Below are 16939 nucleotides of genomic sequence, written 5' to 3' on the forward strand. Positions count from 1 at the left end.
CGGGTTAGCCTGTTACCGAACCATCCGGGGGATCCACCATGCGCCTGCTCACCGCCCTGCTCGCTTCGTCGCTGATTGCCGCACCCGTGCTGGCCGAGCCGGACTTCGCGCCGGCGGTGGAGGCGGATTATGCGGCGCATCTCGAGGCGCTGTTCGTCGATTTCCACAAGAATCCGGAGCTCTCGTACAAGGAGAGCCGCACCGCCGCGATCATGGCGAAGGAGCTGCGCGCGGTGGGCGGGATCGTGGTGACCGAGGGGGTTGGCGGGACCGGCGTCGTGGGCGTGATGAAGAATGGCGATGGCCCCACCATCCTGCTGCGCGCCGATATGGACGGGCTGCCGCTGAAGGAAGATAGCGGCCTGGCCTATGCCTCCACGGTGACGCAGGAGGATATCGACGGCGTGGTGAAGCCGGTGATGCATGCGTGCGGGCATGACGTGCACATCACGTCGATGATCGGAACCGCGCGGCAGCTGGCGAAGCTCAAGAGCCGGTGGAAGGGCACCGTCGTGTTCGTGGTGCAGCCGGCCGAGGAGCGGATCGGCGGCGCGCGCAAGATGATGGAGGACGGACTCTACACTCGCTTCCCGAAGCCCGATTATGCGGTTGCGTTCCATGTCACATCGGGCTTTCCGACCGGCAAGATCGGGCTGGAGCCGGGGATCAGCTCGTCGTCCTCGGACAGCGTCGACATCACCATTCACGGCGTCGGAACCCATGGCGCGGCGCCGCATATGGGCAAGGACCCGATCGTAATGGGCGCGCAGATCGTGATGGCGCTGCAAACGCTGGTGAGCCGCGAGATCGCGCCGCTCAAGCCCGGGGTGGTCACCGTTGGCGCGTTCCATTCGGGGTTCAAGCACAATATCATCAGCGACAAGGCCGAGCTGCAGCTGACGGTGCGGTCGGATGACGAGGAGACGCGCAAGAAGCTGCTCGACGGGATCAAGCGGATCGCGGCGAATGTGGGCCGGATGAACGGCCTGCCCGAGGATAAATTGCCGCAGGTTCGGGTGGGCTTTGAATCGACCCCGGTGACGCTCAACGATCCGGCACTGACCGCGCGGGTGCGCGGGGCGTTCACCACGGCGTTCGGCAAGGACATCCTGAAGACCGAACCGCGCGAGAGCATGGGGGCGGAGGATTTCGCCTATTTCATCGAACAGAAATTGGGCGTGCCGGGGGCGTATTTCGTGGTCGGCGGGACGCCGCAGGCCGAGTTGGACGCAGCCAAGCGCGGCGAGAAGACGCTGCCCGCGCACCATTCGCCCTTCTTCAAGGTCGAGCCGAAGCCCGCGGTGACGCTGGGGACGACGGCGATGACGGTGGCGGTGCTGGATTTGCTCAAGAAATAGCATCGCCGTTGATGAGCCATAGCGCGATCGTCAGCGCGAGCGCGCCGAGCGTATAGACCCAGGCGATCAGCCGGAGGTTGAGCGACCGTAGCGTGCGGATATTGTGCGCGGACAACCGGCTCTGGATCGCACAGGCGCGCCGCTGCGCCATCCAGATGATCGCGACGCCAAGCGCGATGAACACGGTCGCGATCGCCTTGGGGAGCCACGCCGGTTCGAGCGCGCCGAACAGGACGTGAAAGCCGAGGCCAATGCCGATGGTCGCGAGCGCGGTACGCGCCCAGCCGCTGAAGGTGCGTTCGTTGGCAAGCAGCGTTCTGTCTTCCGCGAGGTCGGTACGGTCTTCGGCGAGTTCGGAGCGGGAGGGGGTGTCGTCGGTCATGGCAGGGCAACGCGTGGGGCGGCGATTGGCTTCGGGTGGGCGTGGGGCTGGGTTTGTTGGTGAGGTGAGGTCCAAAGTGGGGAGCGGCCGCCACAATCCTCCCCGCAACGGGAGGATTGGGTGCGCACAACCCCCGTTTGCCCTGAGCTTGTCGAAGGGCCTCTCCGGCGGATCATTGCTTGAACGTGCTTCGACAAGCTCAGCACGAACGGAGTCGCGAAACGAAAAGGGGCGCCGATCTTTCGACCGACGCCCCTTTTTCTTGTCCGGACCCGCCGCTCAGTTGAGGCGCGAGAGGCCGGCGATCGTCTGGTTGACCAGTGCCTTGTCGGCGCTGGCGTCGTGCTTCTGCGCGATGATCGCACTGGCGGCCTTGGTCGCGGCTTCGGCGGCCGTGGCGCGGACCTGGTCGAGTGCGGTGCGCTCGGCAGCCGCAATCTTGTCCTCCGCCATCTTGGTGCGGCGGCGGATCAGGTCTTCGGCATCGGCCTTGGCCTTGACCAGCAGCGCCTGAGCCTCCTCATCGGCATGGGCGACCATGGCGGCGGCCTCCTGCTCGACATTGGCGAGCTTGCGCGCATATTCCTCGCGCAGCGCCTCGGCCTCGGCGCGAAGCTGGTTGGCTTCGTCCAGACGCGTGCGGATTGCCGCGATCTGCTTGTCGAGCATGCCGCCAATGGCCGACGGCACCTTCTTCCATACCACGACGAGGATCAGCGCCAGCATCGCCAGACCGACCCACATGGTCGCGTCGATGCCGAACACCGCCGGAGCGGCGTGATAGGCCTCGCCCGCAGCCTCAGTCCCGGCATGGGGCAAGCCCATGCCTTCGCCCTTGGACGCTTCGCTCAGATTCTGCGCAACCGGATCGGTGGCGGTGGTCGCGGTCACTTGTGCTGCCTCAGCCATGGAGTGCTGCCTTCACTGCCTGCGCCGCTTCGGCCGGGGTGACGGTCGCGCCCGACAGGCGCGCAACGATGTCACGCGCCGCGTCGGCGGCGACCGATTCGATTTCACCCGCTGCGGCAGCACTGGCCGCCGCGATCCGGGCTTCGGCCGCGGTGACGCGACCCTCGATTTCGGCATTGGCCGATGCGAGCGCGGCGTCGGTCTGGGCCTGCCCCTCCGCACGTGCCTCGGCGAGGCGCTTGCGCGCGGCTTCACGCGCCGCATTTTCCTGCGCGCGCCAGGTCTCTTCGGCCTGATCGGCCGCCGAGCGCGCCACTTCCGCAGCGGCAAGGTCGTCCGCAACCGACTTGTCGCGCGCATCCATCGTGCCGGAAACCTTGGGCAAGATGCCCAGGCCGACGATCACGAAGGTGAGCCCGAAGGTCAGCAGCAGCCAGAAGATCTGCGACGCATAGGTCGCCGCGACTTGTTCGATCTGGGGCATTGGTCCGTCCTCTCGCGGTCCGTCCTGTAGTCCGCCCCGCGCGACGCGCAGGGCGGCAGAGACATCAGGCGACGAAGATCAGCAGCACCGCCACGACGAACGCGAGCAGGCCGAGAAGCTCGGCAGCCGCGAAGCCGATGAACATGTTGCCCTGCTGGCTGGCAGCCGCACCCGGATTGCGCAGTGCGCCCTGGAGGAACGCCGCGAAGACGTTACCCACGCCCAGCGCCGCGAGGCCAGCACCGATTGCCGCGAGACCGGCGCCGAGCAGCTTGAATGCTTCTGCTTCCATTGAAATCACTCCTTAGAAAATTCAGGTCTTGGTGGGAAAAAACTCAGTGATGATCGTGCAGATGCACCGCGTCGTTGATGTACAGCGACGTGAGCAGCGCGAACACATAGGCCTGGACGCCGGCGACCAGAATCTCGAGCGCCGAGACGCCGAGCATCAGCGCGAAGCTGGGCACGCCGACGAGCAGGCCCCAGCCTGCGCCGGCATTGGCCGAATTGATGATGAAGCCGGCCAGCACCTTGAGCAGGATGTGGCCCGCGGTCATCGCAACGAACAGTCGCAGCGCCAGGCTGAACGGGCGGACCATGAACGAGACGAACTCGATCGGCGCCACGAGGATCAGCACGGGGATCGGCGTGCCCTTTGGCACGAACAGCGAGAAGAAGCGCAGGCCGTGCTTCGCAAAGCCGACGACGAGGACGATCGAGAAGGACAGGATCGCCAGCACGCCGGTGACGGTGAAGTGGCTGGTCGCGGTGAACGGATGCACGCCCGGCACGACGCCGAACGGCAGCAGGCCGATGACGTTGGCGAACAGGATGAACATGAACAGCGAGAAGACATAAGGCAGGAACTTGCGCCCCTCATGCCCGATATTTGCCTTCAGCAGATTGTCGATGAAGCCGGTGAAGCCCTCGACCGCCATCTGCCAGCGGCCCGGGATCACTTCCCGCTTCATGCCGCCCAGCATGAACACCCACAACGCGACGGCGGCGATCGCCATCCACAGCGCGCTGTTGGTGAAGGCGATCTGCTGCCCGCCGATGGTGAACATGTCGGCAATCGACGTCACCTCGAACTGGTGCATCGGATCGATCTTGCCTGCTTCTTCAGCCACGCCCGTTTCCCATGTAACGCAAGCGCCCGAAAGTTACTTCGAGCGCTGGTTCGAAATCCTGATGATGTTCCTGAACGCGCTGACGATGCCTAGGGCAAGCAGCGTGAGCAGGAGCCATGGCGAGGTTCCCAGGAACCGATCGAGCACCCACCCGATCAGCGCCCCCCCGACCATTCCTCCGATCAGCTCGGCGAGGACGCGGTTGCCCATGCGATAATCACGATCGCCGGCCTGCTGCCCCTCGCCCCGCCGATCCGCCTCTTCGGATTTCGCCCGCGCCAGCCGCTCGTTGAGCGAAGTGATGCGGGCATCCTCCTTGAGGGGGTCCGGTCCGGGCTCGTTCTCGGTCATTTCGCTTCCTCCGCCAGTCAGATACCAGGGCGAAACGCATGGGCCGAGCGGCGAGCCCGCCAAGGCACGCGCGCTTTAGAAAGGGGGGCATCCCGAGTCAACCGCGGTGCAACATTGTTGCAACCGTCCAGCTCTTTCGCTGGCTGGGCTCTGCCGCTAGGCTCCTCTTATGGGGGACGGCGGCGAAGCGATTACCGATGGGACCGGACATCGCGCGCGATTGCGCGGGCGGCTGCTCGCCGATGCCGATGGGCTGCTGGACCATGAGTTGGTCGAATATCTGCTGACGCTCGCGATTCCCAGGCGGGATACCAAGCCTCTGGCTAAGGTCTTGCTGCATCAGTTCGGGGGGATTGCCGGGCTGTTGACCGCCGATGCAGCGGCGATCGCGCGGGTGCCGGGGATGGGCGACACCAGCGCCGCCGCGATCAAGATCGCCCATGCCGCCGCGTTACGGCTGCTGAAGAATGAGGTGGCGGCGCGACCGATCCTGTCGAACTGGCAGGCGCTGCTCGATTATCTGCGCGCGGATATGGCGCATCATGTGATCGAGCGGGTGCGGGTGCTGCATCTGAACAGCCGCAACATCCTGATCCGCGACGAGCTGATGCAGGAAGGGTCGGTGGACGAGGCCCCGGTCTATGTCCGCGAGGTGATCCGCCGCGCGATCGATCTGGGCTCCACCGCGATCATCCTGGTGCACAACCATCCGAGCGGCGACCCCAGCCCGAGCCGGGCGGATATCGAACTGACGCGCAACATCGTCGAGGCGGGCAAAAGGCTGGGAATTGCCGTGCATGACCATATCGTCATCGGCACCGGCGGGCATGTCAGCCTGCGCGCGCAGGGGTTGATGTAGCCCCTAAACTATTGGGCCGCAGAACGGGCCGGCTCAATATAAGAACGGCCGCCGGAGCGAACTCCGGCGGCCGGTGGATGGGCGGGATGCGGGCCGCCCATCCGGGGAGACCTGGTTACGACGCCGCCGCGGCCGGGGCGAGGAAGGTCTTGAGCTCGGGATTGCTCACGGTGCCCGACTTGTCCGCGTCAGCAGCAGCCAGGGCGCGCCCGATCCATTCCTTGTCGGCAGCCGATTCGCCGGTGAAGGCGGGCTCAGTGGCCGAGCGCAGCGCAACCATCCAGCGACCGAATTCCTCCCCGGTCAGATTACCGTCCTTGTCGCCGTCATAGGTCGGAAAACCCTGGTCGATGATCTGCGCGATCTGGTCCGCGCTGGCGGGCTTCTGCGCAGGCTGCGTGGGCTGCGTTGCCTGAGCCTGCTGCTCGGCCGCCTGGGGCTCCGGGGTCGGCGTGGGGGTCGGAGTCGGAGTCGGGGCTGGCGTCGGGGTCGCCTCCGGCATCGGATCGCCCTCAGGCTGCGGCGCGGGTGCCGGAGCCTCCTGCGGAACCGGCTCGGTGCTTTCGGTCGGAGCAGGCTGTTCCTGCGGCGGCGGGTTCTGCTGCTCCGGCATGTCCTGAGCGAATGCAGGTGCCGAAATTGCAACGGCACTGGCAAGAAGGATAGATTTCAACATGTCATTCTCCAGTATGTTCATCTAACAAATCCGATGACGCCGCGTTTTTATTTGCGGTTCATGTGACGGGAGAACGCGTTGCATATTTGTCACGTTCCACAAGATTGTTTCAAGGCAATCGACTAGTCGACACCGCGCTTCGACTCGCGCCGATACTGTGCCTCGATTGCGACGAACCGAGTGGAACACTTGCGTCATGCGCCGTTTGCCGCGCCGCCGGGGCTTTGCTAGGGGCGCCGCGTCCCACGAAAGGCTTCTTTATGGTCCCCCGCTACTCCCGCCCCGCCATGACCGCGATCTGGTCGCCCGAAACCCGCTTCGGCATCTGGTTCGAGATTGAGGCGCATGCGACCGAGAAGCTAGGCGAGCTGGGCGTGGTGCCCGAATCGGCGGCCAAGGCGCTGTGGGACTGGTGGGCGACCAACCCGACGATCGACGTCGCCGCGATCGACGCGATCGAGGCGGTGACCAAGCACGACGTGATCGCGTTCCTGACCTGGGTCGCGGAGAATGTCGGCGACGAAGCGCGCTTCATGCATCAGGGGATGACGTCGAGCGACGTGCTCGACACGTGCCTGGCGGTGCAGCTCACGCGCGCGGCGGATATCCTGCTCGACGATCTCGACCAGCTGCTCGCGGTGCTCAAGCGCCGGGCGTATGAGCACAAGCTGACCCCGACGATCGGGCGCAGCCATGGCATCCATGCCGAGCCGGTGACGTTCGGGCTGAAGCTCGCCGAGGCCTATGCCGAGTTCAAGCGCTGCAAGACTCGCCTGATCGCGGCGCGGGCGGACATCGCGACCTGCGCGATTTCGGGTGCGGTCGGCACCTTTGCCAATATCGATCCGCGCGTGGAGCAGCATGTCGCCGACAAGCTTGGCCTTGCGGTCGAGCCGGTGTCGACGCAGGTGATCCCGCGCGACCGCCACGCGATGTTCTTCGCGACCCTGGGCGTGATCGCCAGCTCGATCGAGCGGCTGGCGGTCGAGGTGCGGCATCTGCAGCGCACCGAAGTGCTGGAGGCGGAGGAATATTTCTCGCCGGGGCAGAAGGGTAGCTCGGCGATGCCGCACAAGCGCAACCCGGTGCTGACCGAGAATCTGACCGGCCTTGCGCGCATGGTCCGCGCGGCGGTGATCCCGGCGATGGAGAATGTCGCGCTGTGGCATGAGCGCGACATCAGCCACTCGTCGGTCGAGCGCTATATCGGCCCGGACGCGACGATCACGCTCGACTTTGCGCTCGCGCGGCTGACCGGGGTGATCGACAAGCTGCTGGTGTACCCGGCGCGGATGCAGAAGAATCTGGATCGCATGGGCGGGCTGGTCCACTCGCAGCGCGTGCTGCTGGCGCTGACCCAGGCGGGGGTGAGCCGCGAGGACAGCTATCGGCTGGTCCAGCGCAACGCGATGAAGGTTTGGGAGAGCGACGGGGAGCTGTCGCTGCTCGAGCTGCTCAAGGCCGATCCCGAGGTCACCGCTGCGCTGTCGCCGCAGCAGATCGAGGAGAAGTTCGACCTCGACTATCATTTCAAGTCGGTCGATACCATTTTCGAGCGGGTATTCGCAGATTGACGACATGCTTCCGGGTGTGTCAGTCAAATGACACACCATGGAGGCATGAAGATGGCCAAGGCGAAGGACGCGACGAAGGCAAAGAAGAGCAAGGCCGCCAAGGCACCGAAGACGGGCAAGACGCCCAAGTTGCCCAAGACCGTTGCCGGGATCGAACTGCCCAAGGAATTGCGTGAGCAGGGCGCCAAGCTGCTCGAGCTGACCAAGCATCCGCTGGTCGCGGACATTGTTGCCGCGGGACTGGTCGCGCTGGCCGGGAATGTGCGGAAGAAGGCGGCGGATGCGCAGGCCGCTGCGGCCCCCGCCCCTGCTACGGCGGATGCGCCGAAGGCGTCTGGGATGGACGACTTTGCGAAGACGGCGTCCTCGCTCGCCAGCCTGATCGCGGCGCGGGCGGCGGAAAAGATTACGGCGAAGCTGACCGGGGAGAAGGCGCCGGAGGCTCCCAAGGCGCCTGAGGCCCCAGCAGCGGAAACGCCGCCGACCCCTGCCAAGAAGCCCGCTGCGCCGAAGAAGCCGGTAGCCGCGAAAAAGCCGGCTGCTGCCAAGAAGCCCGCTGCGGCGAAAGCGCCGGCCGCGGCAAAGGCCCCGGCCAAGCCGCGTGCCGCGAAGCCGAAGACGCCGTCGGCCTGACGATTTGCATTCCTCCCCTGCTGCGCAGGGGAGGTGGCAGCGAAGCTGACGGAGGGGGCGTAGCTGCGATCAGCGATATGCCGGGGGCATATCGCAGTAGCGGAGCCGGCTTGCGCAGCAAGCCGTTGGCCGCAGAGGGCGGAATTTTGCCGAGCTGTTCACGGCCGTCTGCGCGGCCGCCCCTCCACCACCCGCTCCGCGGGCGGTCCCCCTCCCCTGAGCAAGCTCAGGGGAGGAATTGGTTAGTCGAACAGTTCGGCGAGGAAGCCGGTCATCGCCGCCCAGCTGCGGCGATCGGCGTTGGCGTCATAGCCGAAGCCGGGGCGGGTTGAGCCTTTCTGGCTCGCGTCGGTGAAGCCATGCCCTGCCCCGCCATAGCCGTGAATCTGCCAGTCCGCGCCCGCCGCAGTCAGTTCGGCGGCGAGCGCGGTCACCGCTTCGGGCAGGGCGAGTGGGTCGTCCCAGCCGTGGCAGATCAGCAGCTTTGGCTGGATCGGCGTCGGGTACTCATAGCCGGGCGGGTCGAAGATGCCGTGGAAGGCGACGATTCCGCGCACGTCGCCCCCTGCCCTCGCTAGGTCGATGACCGACTTGCCGCCGAAGCAATAGCCGATGGCGGCGGTGCGGGTCGCGTCGACTTGGGGCAGCGCGTGGAGCGCGGCGAGGCTGGCGAACAGGCGGTCGCGCAGCAGCGGGCGATCGGCGTTGAGCGCGTTCATGTACATCGCCGGATCGGGCGATTCGCGGGTGGTGCGCTTGCCCTGGCCATAGAGGTCGGCGACCAAGCCGACATAGCCGAGCGCCGCGATCCGCTCGGCGGTCACACGATCCTGTTCCTTTTCGCCCAGTACATTGGGGACGATCAGCACGCCGGGGCGCGGGCCGGGCGCGATGCTGTCGAACGCCGCAACGCCCTCGAACGGGCCGCCGGGGCCGTCATAGATGATGGTCTGTCGCTGGATCATGTCGCACCTCCGTTCGCCCCGATGAAAGGTCGCTTTGCACCTAGGAAGAAGAACAGGGCTTCGACAAGCTCAGCCTGAACGGTAAGGGGCGTGCGAAACTACACGGAGGTCCCATGCCCACGCTCGTCCTGATCCGCCACGGCCAGTCGTCCTGGAATCTGGAAAACCGCTTCACCGGATGGTGGGACGTCGACCTGACCGAACAGGGCGTGAAAGAGGCCTGGGCCGCGGGCGAACTGATGCGCGACAAGGGTCTCGACTTCGACATGACCTACACCAGCTTTCAGAGCCGGGCGATCAAGACGCTCAACCTGGCGCTGGAGGCGATGGGGCGGTTGTGGCTGCCGACCGAGAAGAGCTGGAAGCTGAACGAGCGCCATTATGGCGGGCTGACCGGGCTCGACAAGGCGGAGACCGCAGCGCTGCACGGCGACGATCAGGTCAAGATCTGGCGCCGCAGCTTCGACATCCCGCCCCCGCTGCCCGAGGAAGGGTCGCCGTGGGACCTCGCCAAGGATCTGCGTTACAAGGGTATCCCGATCCCGCAGACCGAGAGTTTGAAGGACACGATCGCGCGCGTGCTGCCCTATTGGGAAGAGCGGATCGCGCCGGACCTGCGTGCGGGCAAGCGCGTGCTGATCGCGGCGCACGGCAATTCGCTGCGTGCGCTGGTCAAGCATTTGTCGGGGATTTCGGACGCGGACATCGCGAGCCTTGAGATCCCAACGGGGCAGCCGATCGTGTATGAGCTGGCGGATGATCTGACCGCGACGGATCGCTATTATTTGAACGAGCGGTAAGCGCGCCGCTCTCGTCGCCCCGGGCTTGACCCGGGGCTGGGCTTCTTCTCGAGGAAGGCAGCCCGGTCCCGGCTCAAGTCCGGGACGACGGAGAGAGAAACGTCTTAGTTCAGCTTGTGCGCCAGGCTCACCTCGGCGGTCATCAGCTTCGACACCGGGCAGTTCTTTTTCGCCTCGTCGGCGAGGTCGGCGAACTGGTCGGGGTCGATGCCGGGGACGGTGGCTTCCAGCGTCAGATCGGAGCGGGTGATGGTGAAGCCGCCATCCTTCTGCTCCAGCTTGACCGCCGCCTTGGTCTCCAGCGTGCCTTCGCTGAAGCCCGCCTTGGCCAGCGCGAAGCTCAATGCCATGGTGAAGCAGCCGGCATGGGCGGCGGCGATCAGCTCTTCGGGATTGGTGCCCGGCTCATCCTCGAACCGCGTGTTGAAGCCGTAAAACTGGTCGGTCAGCACGCCGGACTGGGTGGTGATCGCGCCCTTCCCTTCCTTGCCGAAACCGGAATAGCGGGCGGTGGCGGTGCGGGTGGTCATCGGCATGTCTCCTGATCATGGGGCGTCCCCGACACGGGGTGCGGCGTGCAATATAGCCGCTGGTGCAACGATATCGTGACGGTCACGTTCCGCATATTCTTCCCACCGGTCGAGCTGCGATGTAGAGAAGCCGCCAACGCAATGACCAAGCCCACCATCTTCTCCCGCCCCTTTTTCGAACAGAAGAGCCGCGCCTTCTGGATGCTGCAGGGCGCGGGCTGGGGCGGCTATCTGCTGCTGCGCGCGGTTTCCAACTTCTCGAACCGCACCTTCAGCTTCGAGGATCTGATCCGCGTCACGATCGAGGCGATCGTGGGATATTGCCTGACGCTGCTGTTGTCGGCGCTCTATGGCTATTACCGACGACTGCCGCGGATCACCGGCATCCTCGCGTCGATCGCGACACTGGCGGCGGCAACCCTGGTCTATGCCGTGCTCAATGCCTTTACCGTATCGGTGATGCGCGGCGATCCGGGGATCGAGCTGCCGCTGATCCTGGGCAGCCTGTTCCTGACCTTCACCGTGCTGGCGGGGTGGTCGGCGCTGTATTTCGGGATCAACTTCTATCTGATCGTCGAGGATCAGATCGACCGCATGCAGGTACTGGAGAGCCAGGCGAGTTCGGCGCAGCTGGCGATGCTGCGCTATCAGCTCAACCCGCATTTCCTGTTCAATACGCTCAATTCGATCTCGACCCTGGTGCTGCTGAAGCAGACCGACCGCGCCAATGCGATGCTGGCGCGGCTCGCCAATTTCCTGCGCTACACGCTGGCCAACGAGCCGACGGCGCATGTCACGCTGGCGCAGGAGGTAGAGACGCTGAAACTCTATCTCGAGATCGAGAAGATGCGGTTCGATGCCCGGCTGAAGCCCGAGTTCGATATCGACCCGCGCACCGCCAAGGCACGTCTGCCCTCTTTGCTGCTCCAGCCGCTGGTCGAGAATGCGATCAAATATGCCGTGACGCCGCAGGAAGAGGGTGCCGAAATCCGCGTGGCCGCTCGGCTCAACGGCGAACGGGTGCAGATCACCGTATCGGACACCGGTCCGGGATTGATCGAGAGCAAGAACCGGCCAAGCCTTTCAACCGGGGTTGGGCTTACCAATATCCGTGAACGACTGGCGCAGGCATTCGGCGCGGAGCACCGCTTTTCGACGCATTCGGACCCGGGAGGCGGTTTCCGCGTTGAGATCGAAATTCCGTTCCAGTTCGAGGAGCAAGCCAAGGAAGCAGCTTGACCGGAACCGGACCGTAACCATTGGTTGGGAGTTTAAAGGCAGGGGTTGTGGGCGTCGGACCGGGGGCATCGGAACGACGCGTTTTTGAGTAGAGAGAGATATGACGATCCGCACCATCCTGGTCGATGACGAACCTCTGGCCATCCAGGGCCTCGAATTGCGCCTGCAGGCGCATGACGATGTCGAGATCATCGACAAATGCCAGAATGGCCGTGAGGCCATCCGGTCGATCAAGACGCACAAGCCCGACCTGGTCTTCCTCGACATCCAGATGCCCGGATTCGACGGATTTTCGGTCGTGCAGGGGCTGATGGAAATCGAACCGCCGCTGTTCGTGTTCGTCACCGCCTATAGCGATCATGCGATCCGCGCGTTCGAGGCGAATGCGATGGATTATCTGATGAAACCCGTCGACGAAGGGCGCCTTGCCGACACGCTGGAGCGCGTGCGCCAGCGCCTGACCGAAAAGCGCGGCGTCGAAGAGGTCGAGAAGCTCAAGGAAGTGCTCGCCGAAGTTGCGCCCGAGGCAGCCGAAGAGCTGGCCGCGAGCGAGGGCGACGTCTCGTCGAACCGCTATGAGAAGCTGATCAACATCAAGGATCGCGGGCAGATTTTCCGCGTCGATGTCGATACGATCGAGGTGGTCGAAGCCGCCGGCGACTATATGTGCATCAAGACCGCGGACAATACGCTGGTGCTGCGCGAGACGATGAAGGATCTGGAAAAACGGCTCGACCCGCGCCGGTTCCAGCGTGTCCACCGCTCGACCATCGTCAACCTCGACCAAGTCAAGCAGGTCAAGCCGCACACCAATGGCGAGTGTTTCCTGATCCTCGATTCGGGGTCACAGGTGAAGGTGAGCCGCAGCTATCGCGACGTGGTGGCGCGGTTCGTTCACTGACCGCCTGAAATCCTCCCCCGCCAGGGGGAGGTGGCGCCGAAGGCGACGGAGGGGGAGGACGGCTGTGGCCTGTCGGCTCTCGCGGCCGTGCCCCCTCCGTCAGCAGCGGCAATGAAGCGAACGAAACCGTTTGGGAACCGAAGGCGAAGCTATTGCTCAAGGGCGAACTTGCGCGTCGGGAGTGACCTACGCGCAGCTGGTTGAAAAGCTGGCGGCAATCGGGGTCGTGGACTCTGAGCGGAATATCAGGAATAAGATCAGCCGGGGCAAATTCACAGCGGCGTTTCTGATCCAGTGCCTAGAGGCTATCGGTACATCGTCTGCGCGCTTGTCGGATGGCTAACCTTATGCGGCGCTCAGCTACCCGCTGAAAAGGCTGAGGGCAGCAACAGCGCTAGCCAAGCCGCCCCAGCGGCGCAGCTTGCCGCGACGCCACCAACCCCCGCCGCTAGCCCCACCCCACCATTTGCGGCCTATCCCGGCTATGATCCCGACCCCTGTTACAATGCCGAGGATCACGACGTCGCTGATCTGTGCGCCCAATGGCGCGCCGCCAAAGCTGCTGAAAAAGCAGCGCATGAGTCCAGGCGAGCCACTACTTGGTCCATCGTCGCAACGTTCCTGAGCTTCATCAGCCTCATGGCGGTAATTTGCGCGCTGAGGCTTACGGTCAAGTCCAATGACATTGCCAGAATGGCAGTCCATACTGACTTGAGAGCCTATCTGAGCGTCGAAAATGTGGTGGTGAAAACTGTCCTTTCGCCCGGCGAAGCGGGGATCGATGAGCCAGACCTGACTATCGAAATCACGATTCGGAATCTTGGATCGACGCCAGCTAAAATCCTCTCCTTTGCCTATTCGTGCGTTGTCGATCTCAAAGAGCGCGAGGGGCAATGGCCCCGTCCCGAACCGCTCGACCGAAAGAAATTCACCGGACGTCTCTCTCAGAACGGCGAAGAGACGCTATCTTGCCCGGTTTTTGTTGGCAGCGCCCTCTGGCGCGCGAACCAACGGGAGTGGGAGGTCTACTTCTACGGCACCATACAATATGCGGACGTATTCCAGAGGACTCACACTCTGCCGTTTTCCTTCATCAAACCTGATGAGGGCTTTTGGGAGGGGAAAAAGATGCGACAGTCTCCCGAGGGGAACGACGAAGAGTAGAGCCGCCGGCAATATAAACACTCACCAGCGCCTCCCAGGGCTCGGCATTATGTCAGACATCGCATCCGCAGAATTGCGGAAAGGTGATCAGCACATCTGATACGGTGACACCCGCAGTCACGCTGTGCAATTTGCTACTTGATGCCGGTCTGCTGCGCTGACACCTCTCTCTGGCGCGGGAGGATCGAGACCCGCAAGGAATGACTTGTTCTGTTTTCGTTCCACCCCTATCATGGCCGGAACGTGGGAGGATGTCCGTGAACCGATTCGCTGAATTTGCCGCGCTGCATGCGCCGGGTGCGCCGCTGGTGCTGGTGAATGTGTGGGACGCCGGATCGGCCAGGGCAGTTGCAGCTGCCGGGGCGAAGGCGATCGCCACGGGTAGTGCATCGGTGGCGGCGGCGAACGGGTTTTCGGACGCTGAGGCGCTGCCGCTCGACCTGGCGCTGGGCAATGCGCGGCGGATCGTCGGGTCGGTCGACCTGCCAGTGTCGATCGATTTCGAGGGGGGATATGCGGTCGCTCCCGATGCAGTGGCGTCGAACGTCGCGCTGCTCGCAGCGACCGGGGCGATCGGGTGCAATTTCGAGGATCAGGTGATCGGCGGCACTGGGATGCACGCGCCGGAGGTTCAGGCCGCGCGCATCGCCGCGATCCGCGCCGCGACCGGGCCGGACTTCTTCATCAACGCACGGACCGATATCTTCCTGCAGGCGGCGGCGGAGACGCATGATGCGGTGAAGGTCGATGCCGCCATCGCCCGCGCGCATGCCTATGCGGCGGCGGGGGCGAGCGGGTTTTTCGTGCCGGGGCTGGCCGATCTCGACCTGTTGGCGCGGGTGTGCCGCGAATCGCCGCTGCCGGTGAATTTCATGGCGTTTCCGGGCGCGCCGGATGCGGCGGCGGTGGCGACGGCCGGTGTGGCGCGGATCAGCCATGGGCCGTTCCCGTTCCGCGCGGCGATGCGGGCGGTGGAGGACGCGGCGGGGGCCCTGCTCCGCTGAATAGCGATGGTCACCCCGGCCATGTGCCGGGGTCCACTGGGAGGCGAGTGCGAAACAAGAGGCTCAAGCGCCGGACGCGGGGAGCCGTGGACCCCGGCACAAGGCCGGGGTGACGCGGTATTTCAGGCTTCGGCCTCGGGATCCGCTTCGCCTTCGCCCTCAGACGTGCTCTCGAACCATGCTTCGACCGGGCCGGACAGCTTGATCGTCAGGGGATTGCCCTTGCGGTCCATGGTCTTGCCGACCTGAACGCGGATCCAGCTTTCGGAGATGCAATATTCCTCGACATCGCGGCGCTCGACGCCCTTGAAGCGGATGCCGATACCGCGCTGGAGCAGCGCCTGGTCGAAAAAGGGGCTCTTTGGATTGACCGAGAGCCGGTCGGGAGGAGTGTCGCTCATGGCGCGCGCCTCTAACCTGAAATGCGCGCAAACAAAAGCGGCGCGAAACCGGAGTTTCGCGCCGCCCTGTTATCGCGCCGTTTAGCGGCAGTAGCGCACCTTCACGCGATGCCCCAGATAGGGGTCATAGACGCGGCGAATGGTGCAGCCGCGCCAGTTGCGCCGCTCATAATCGCGATAATGATAGCTTTCGCGCGGATAATAGCCGCGCTGGCGGTAATAGCCGTCATAGCGGTCATAGCCGCGATAGCGGCGGTCATGATAACGGTCGCGGTTCGAGCTGGCGATTGCCGCGCCGATCACGACACCGGCAATGCCGGCGGCGATGGCGGTGCCGGTATTGTCACGGTCGCGATGGCGATAGCGCTGGGCCTCTGCCGGCGCGGCCGCGGTGAGCGCGGTGGCGCCGAGGGTGAGACCGAGCACCGCCTTGGTGATCATCGTCTTCATGGCTTCCTCCTCGTGCATCTGCACATTCCGACGTCTCAACGCATTTGAGGTCCGTCTGGATGCCCTTTTTGGGCGAGTCGGCCTGAACGGCTGCGGAATCGCGCATTCACTTGTGGTTTAGATAAAGTGACGCGATGGAGGCGGCGAACAAGGAGCTTGTCCCGATGAATCTTTGGCTGATGAAATCCGAACCCGATGTGTTCAGCTGGGACGATCTGGTGCGCGACGGCAGCACCGAATGGGACGGCGTGCGCAATCATACGGCTGCGGGCAATCTGCGCGCGATGAAGGTCGGCGACCGCGCCTTCTTCTATCACAGCAATATTGGGCTTGAGATCGTCGGCATCATGGAAGTGAGCCGCGAAGCCAAACCCGATGGCGAGGGCAAGCATTGGGTGTCGGTCGAGATGAAGCCGGTGGAGCCGCTGGCGAATCCGGTGACGCTCAAGCAGGTGAAGGCCGAGCCCCGGCTGGAGGCGATGGAGCTTGTCAAATATTCGCGGCTGTCGGTGGGGAAGGTCAGCGCGGCGGAATGGGATGTGGTGCTGGAGATGGCGAAAGTCTGACCCGCAGAACCACGCCGCCCCCGCCCCGTTCGTCGCGCGTGCGCCCCATCCTGCCCGTGACAGTTGAACTTCGATTCCCCCCGCCGCTATGGGCAGTGCGGTGAGCGAACTAGACCTTCCCCCCGCGTCGGGCCGTTTCGACGGTGTCGAGCATGTCTTCCCCGTCCGTGTCTATTTTGAGGACACCGACCTGTCGGGAGTGGTGTATCACGCCAATTACTTGCGGTTCATGGAGCGCGCGCGATCGGATATGCTGCGCTGTGCCGGGATCGATCAGCGGGCGGCGCATGAGGCGGGCGAAGGCGTCTATGTCGTGCGTGACATCGCCATCCGTTACGTCGCACCCGCGCGGCTCGACGATGCGTTGGTGGTCGTCAGCCGGGTTCTGCGCGTGCGGGCGGCGGCGGTGAATATTCAGCAACGAGTCATGCGGAACGGGGAATTGCTGACCCAGGCGGATGTGGAAGCGGCGTTCGTGACCCCGATGGGGCGCGCGCGGCGGCAACCGCCGGAGTGGGTCGAAGCGTTCGTGCCGCTGGTCTGGAAGGGAAACTGAGCGACAC

23 protein-coding genes are annotated in these 16939 nt (G+C 64.5%); 12 read left to right on the forward strand and 11 right to left on the reverse strand.

From position 1 onward, the window contains the following. The first annotated feature begins 38 nt into the window (after positions 1-38). Positions 39-1358 carry an amidohydrolase gene (locus ACRYLO_RS10195; protein ID WP_482660050.1) on the forward strand — a complete coding sequence of 440 codons (1320 nt, stop codon included), beginning with the start codon at positions 39-41 and terminating at the stop codon, positions 1356-1358. Here the strand turns inward: ACRYLO_RS10195 and ACRYLO_RS10200 are convergent. The 6 genes from ACRYLO_RS10200 to ACRYLO_RS10225 all read right to left on the reverse strand — a co-directional run bounded on the left by ACRYLO_RS10200 (position 1348) and on the right by ACRYLO_RS10225 (position 4614). Further along, positions 1348-1740 carry a YidH family protein gene (locus tag ACRYLO_RS10200; RefSeq protein WP_482660051.1) on the reverse strand — a complete coding sequence of 131 codons (393 nt, stop codon included), beginning with the start codon at positions 1738-1740 and terminating at the stop codon, positions 1348-1350. The two genes, ACRYLO_RS10195 and ACRYLO_RS10200, sit on opposite strands and share 11 nt — an antisense overlap. Before the next feature lie 279 nt (positions 1741-2019). Beyond that, the gene (locus tag ACRYLO_RS10205) at positions 2020-2649 is read right to left on the reverse strand and encodes a F0F1 ATP synthase subunit B family protein (protein WP_482660052.1); all 630 of its coding nucleotides are present in this window, start codon (positions 2647-2649) and stop codon (positions 2020-2022) included. Then, on the reverse strand, positions 2642-3133 hold the full coding sequence (locus ACRYLO_RS10210; protein WP_482660053.1) for a F0F1 ATP synthase subunit B family protein: 492 nt from the start codon (positions 3131-3133) through the stop codon (positions 2642-2644). The genes ACRYLO_RS10205 and ACRYLO_RS10210 overlap by 8 nt, the downstream gene beginning before the upstream one ends. A 64-nt stretch (positions 3134-3197) precedes the next feature. Next, positions 3198-3425, reverse strand: a complete 228-nt coding sequence (locus ACRYLO_RS10215; protein ID WP_066658331.1) for a F0F1 ATP synthase subunit C — start codon at positions 3423-3425, stop codon at positions 3198-3200. A 43-nt stretch (positions 3426-3468) separates the two neighbouring features. Next, positions 3469-4233 (reverse strand): F0F1 ATP synthase subunit A, encoded by a 765-nt coding sequence (locus ACRYLO_RS10220; RefSeq protein ID WP_482661716.1) that lies wholly within the window; start codon positions 4231-4233, stop codon positions 3469-3471. 63 nt (positions 4234-4296) lie between these two features. Beyond that, positions 4297-4614 (reverse strand): AtpZ/AtpI family protein, encoded by a 318-nt coding sequence (locus ACRYLO_RS10225; protein ID WP_224921538.1) that lies wholly within the window; start codon positions 4612-4614, stop codon positions 4297-4299. Positions 4615-4783: 169 nt separating this feature from the next. Between ACRYLO_RS10225 and radC the strand changes: the two genes are divergently transcribed. Next, complete coding sequence (gene radC, locus ACRYLO_RS10230; RefSeq protein ID WP_482660054.1) at positions 4784-5473, forward strand: RadC family protein; 690 nt, start codon at positions 4784-4786, stop codon at positions 5471-5473. Between the two features lie 115 nt (positions 5474-5588). On the opposite strand, the gene ACRYLO_RS10235 is transcribed toward radC, so the two are convergent. After that, a complete protein-coding gene (locus ACRYLO_RS10235; protein WP_482660055.1) occupies positions 5589-6149 on the reverse strand; it encodes a calcium-binding protein in 561 nt (186 codons plus the stop codon). A gap of 260 nt (positions 6150-6409) precedes the next feature. On the opposite strand from ACRYLO_RS10235, the gene purB reads away from it, so the two are divergent. Then, on the forward strand, positions 6410-7723 hold the full coding sequence (purB, locus tag ACRYLO_RS10240; RefSeq protein ID WP_482660056.1) for an adenylosuccinate lyase: 1314 nt from the start codon (positions 6410-6412) through the stop codon (positions 7721-7723). Between the two features lie 27 nt (positions 7724-7750). After that, a complete protein-coding gene (locus ACRYLO_RS10245) occupies positions 7751-8356 on the forward strand; it encodes a hypothetical protein (protein ID WP_482660057.1) in 606 nt (201 codons plus the stop codon). A gap of 242 nt (positions 8357-8598) precedes the next feature. Here ACRYLO_RS10245 and ACRYLO_RS10250 read toward each other — a convergent pair whose 3' ends face one another. After that, on the reverse strand, positions 8599-9321 hold the full coding sequence (locus tag ACRYLO_RS10250) for a dienelactone hydrolase family protein (protein WP_482660058.1): 723 nt from the start codon (positions 9319-9321) through the stop codon (positions 8599-8601). 113 nt (positions 9322-9434) lie between these two features. On the opposite strand from ACRYLO_RS10250, the gene gpmA reads away from it, so the two are divergent. Continuing rightward, complete coding sequence (gene gpmA, locus ACRYLO_RS10255) at positions 9435-10121, forward strand: 2,3-diphosphoglycerate-dependent phosphoglycerate mutase (RefSeq protein WP_482660059.1); 687 nt, start codon at positions 9435-9437, stop codon at positions 10119-10121. 104 nt (positions 10122-10225) lie between these two features. On the opposite strand, the gene ACRYLO_RS10260 is transcribed toward gpmA, so the two are convergent. After that, positions 10226-10651, reverse strand: coding sequence for an OsmC family protein (locus ACRYLO_RS10260; RefSeq protein WP_482660060.1), 426 nt, complete (start codon positions 10649-10651; stop codon positions 10226-10228). A gap of 141 nt (positions 10652-10792) precedes the next feature. Here ACRYLO_RS10260 and ACRYLO_RS10265 point away from each other — a divergent pair, with 141 nt between their 5' ends. The 5 genes from ACRYLO_RS10265 to ACRYLO_RS10285 all read left to right on the forward strand — a co-directional run bounded on the left by ACRYLO_RS10265 (position 10793) and on the right by ACRYLO_RS10285 (position 14959). Next, complete coding sequence (locus ACRYLO_RS10265; protein WP_482660061.1) at positions 10793-11890, forward strand: sensor histidine kinase; 1098 nt, start codon at positions 10793-10795, stop codon at positions 11888-11890. Between the two features lie 100 nt (positions 11891-11990). Beyond that, entirely contained in the window at positions 11991-12791 is an 801-nt protein-coding gene (locus ACRYLO_RS10270; RefSeq protein ID WP_482660062.1) for a LytR/AlgR family response regulator transcription factor, read from the forward strand. Positions 12792-13017: 226 nt separating this feature from the next. Beyond that, positions 13018-13134, forward strand: coding sequence for a DUF6471 domain-containing protein (locus ACRYLO_RS10275; RefSeq protein WP_482661717.1), 117 nt, complete (start codon positions 13018-13020; stop codon positions 13132-13134). Next, entirely contained in the window at positions 13086-13955 is an 870-nt protein-coding gene (locus ACRYLO_RS10280) for a hypothetical protein (protein ID WP_482660063.1), read from the forward strand. The genes ACRYLO_RS10275 and ACRYLO_RS10280 overlap by 49 nt, the downstream gene beginning before the upstream one ends. A gap of 257 nt (positions 13956-14212) precedes the next feature. Next, positions 14213-14959: an isocitrate lyase/PEP mutase family protein gene (locus ACRYLO_RS10285; protein WP_482660064.1), complete on the forward strand. Its 747-nt coding sequence runs from the start codon at positions 14213-14215 to the stop codon at positions 14957-14959. 122 nt (positions 14960-15081) lie between these two features. On the opposite strand, the gene ACRYLO_RS10290 is transcribed toward ACRYLO_RS10285, so the two are convergent. Beyond that, positions 15082-15360, reverse strand: coding sequence for a DUF3297 family protein (locus ACRYLO_RS10290; protein WP_482660065.1), 279 nt, complete (start codon positions 15358-15360; stop codon positions 15082-15084). Between the two features lie 81 nt (positions 15361-15441). Then, on the reverse strand, positions 15442-15810 hold the full coding sequence (locus tag ACRYLO_RS10295; RefSeq protein WP_482660066.1) for a hypothetical protein: 369 nt from the start codon (positions 15808-15810) through the stop codon (positions 15442-15444). Between the two features lie 179 nt (positions 15811-15989). Here ACRYLO_RS10295 and ACRYLO_RS10300 point away from each other — a divergent pair, with 179 nt between their 5' ends. Then, on the forward strand, positions 15990-16376 hold the full coding sequence (locus ACRYLO_RS10300; RefSeq protein WP_482660067.1) for an EVE domain-containing protein: 387 nt from the start codon (positions 15990-15992) through the stop codon (positions 16374-16376). An 88-nt stretch (positions 16377-16464) separates the two neighbouring features. Next, entirely contained in the window at positions 16465-16932 is a 468-nt protein-coding gene (ybgC, locus tag ACRYLO_RS10305; protein WP_482660068.1) for a tol-pal system-associated acyl-CoA thioesterase, read from the forward strand. The last annotated feature ends 7 nt before the right edge of the window (positions 16933-16939 follow it).

The organism is Sphingomonas sp. SDUR79, from assembly GCF_056821745.1.

Bases quoted from the DNA above. Each gene is read 5' to 3' on its own strand.
- ACRYLO_RS10195 (WP_482660050.1), top strand. From the start codon at position 39: ATGCGCCTGCTCACCGCCCTGCTCGCTTCGTCGCTGATTGCCGCACCC.
- ACRYLO_RS10200 (WP_482660051.1), bottom strand. From the start codon at position 1,740: ATGACCGACGACACCCCCTCCCGCTCCGAACTCGCCGAAGACCGTACC.
- ACRYLO_RS10205 (WP_482660052.1), bottom strand. From the start codon at position 2,649: ATGGCTGAGGCAGCACAAGTGACCGCGACCACCGCCACCGATCCGGTT.
- ACRYLO_RS10210 (WP_482660053.1), bottom strand. From the start codon at position 3,133: ATGCCCCAGATCGAACAAGTCGCGGCGACCTATGCGTCGCAGATCTTC.
- ACRYLO_RS10215 (WP_066658331.1), bottom strand. From the start codon at position 3,425: ATGGAAGCAGAAGCATTCAAGCTGCTCGGCGCCGGTCTCGCGGCAATC.
- ACRYLO_RS10220 (WP_482661716.1), bottom strand. From the start codon at position 4,233: ATGCACCAGTTCGAGGTGACGTCGATTGCCGACATGTTCACCATCGGC.
- ACRYLO_RS10225 (WP_224921538.1), bottom strand. From the start codon at position 4,614: ATGACCGAGAACGAGCCCGGACCGGACCCCCTCAAGGAGGATGCCCGC.
- radC (WP_482660054.1), top strand. From the start codon at position 4,784: ATGGGGGACGGCGGCGAAGCGATTACCGATGGGACCGGACATCGCGCG.
- ACRYLO_RS10235 (WP_482660055.1), bottom strand. From the start codon at position 6,149: ATGTTGAAATCTATCCTTCTTGCCAGTGCCGTTGCAATTTCGGCACCT.
- purB (WP_482660056.1), top strand. From the start codon at position 6,410: ATGGTCCCCCGCTACTCCCGCCCCGCCATGACCGCGATCTGGTCGCCC.
- ACRYLO_RS10245 (WP_482660057.1), top strand. From the start codon at position 7,751: ATGACACACCATGGAGGCATGAAGATGGCCAAGGCGAAGGACGCGACG.
- ACRYLO_RS10250 (WP_482660058.1), bottom strand. From the start codon at position 9,321: ATGATCCAGCGACAGACCATCATCTATGACGGCCCCGGCGGCCCGTTC.
- gpmA (WP_482660059.1), top strand. From the start codon at position 9,435: ATGCCCACGCTCGTCCTGATCCGCCACGGCCAGTCGTCCTGGAATCTG.
- ACRYLO_RS10260 (WP_482660060.1), bottom strand. From the start codon at position 10,651: ATGACCACCCGCACCGCCACCGCCCGCTATTCCGGTTTCGGCAAGGAA.
- ACRYLO_RS10265 (WP_482660061.1), top strand. From the start codon at position 10,793: ATGACCAAGCCCACCATCTTCTCCCGCCCCTTTTTCGAACAGAAGAGC.
- ACRYLO_RS10270 (WP_482660062.1), top strand. From the start codon at position 11,991: ATGACGATCCGCACCATCCTGGTCGATGACGAACCTCTGGCCATCCAG.
- ACRYLO_RS10290 (WP_482660065.1), bottom strand. From the start codon at position 15,360: ATGAGCGACACTCCTCCCGACCGGCTCTCGGTCAATCCAAAGAGCCCC.
- ACRYLO_RS10295 (WP_482660066.1), bottom strand. From the start codon at position 15,810: ATGAAGACGATGATCACCAAGGCGGTGCTCGGTCTCACCCTCGGCGCC.
- ACRYLO_RS10300 (WP_482660067.1), top strand. From the start codon at position 15,990: ATGAAATCCGAACCCGATGTGTTCAGCTGGGACGATCTGGTGCGCGAC.
- ybgC (WP_482660068.1), top strand. From the start codon at position 16,465: ATGGGCAGTGCGGTGAGCGAACTAGACCTTCCCCCCGCGTCGGGCCGT.